This window comes from Bartonella sp. SD1336NMGDW (assembly GCF_042193565.1).
GTDB lineage: Bacteria > Pseudomonadota > Alphaproteobacteria > Rhizobiales > Rhizobiaceae > Bartonella > Bartonella grahamii.
Window position 1 is genome coordinate 1 of sequence record NZ_JBHILW010000081.1, and the last position, 858, is coordinate 858.

The 858-nt window shown below is 42.8% G+C and carries 1 protein-coding gene; it reads left to right on the plus strand.

The annotated features are described in order from the left end of the window. On the plus strand, positions 1–684 hold a 684-nt coding region (locus ACFIKH_RS09230), incomplete at its 5' end, for a ShlB/FhaC/HecB family hemolysin secretion/activation protein (protein ID WP_375671542.1). Positions 685–858: the final 174 nt, after the last annotated feature.

Sequence of the window (858 nt, forward strand, 5' to 3'; positions counted from 1 at the left end):
TCTGATAATTTTATTATGGGCAGTCGGGTTGATGTTTCCAGCCGTAAATTGGCTATTGCAACCTTTGAGCTTGATCATTCGCGCAAGTGGCTTGGAGGAGAATTAAGCGCGCATATAGGGTTTCATAAAGGCTTGGCAATTCTTGGCGCTTATGACGATAAAGAGCAAGAGAATGCAACAAAAAATTCACCCAAAGGGCAATTTTCCAAATTGTCTTTTTCTCTAGGCTATGTGCGTCCTTTTTCGCTCAAACAATATAACTTTCGCTATAACACGCTGTTTTCAGGACAATTATCACCCGACACGTTGTTTAGTTCAGAGCAAATATCGCTTGGTGGTAGTTCCTCTGTGCGCGGAGTGCGTGAGGCGATTTATTACGGCAATAATGGGGTGTTTTGGCGCAATGAATTGTCGCTGTTGTTGCCAGGTTTTTCTTCGAACATGGGGCGTAAATTTATGAGCCAATTTGCCCCTTATATGGCGCTTGATCTGGGGGCTGTAGCCAATGATGCAAACAAAAACAGTTTTGGCGGGAGCCTCGTTGGGGCAACTCTTGGTTTCCATGCAACCGGAGACATTACGGATATTGATGTATCTTATTCGAATATTTTAACCCAATCGACAGTGCGAGAAAAGGGAAATTCGACAGGGTTATTTCAAGTACGGGCATTATTGAGATTTTAGAGCAAAGGGGCGGTAAAAAATATCGCCTTCCTGTTTACATCCCTTTGGGTTGTTTTTTTAAGAGATAAAGAATTTTATGAGGAGCTGAAGATGCGGGGATTGAAAAATCAAAAGCATAAATTGGGATATGGATACAAGCGAGGAAAGCGCGTTCTTTGTGTTTTGCAGCGAGGG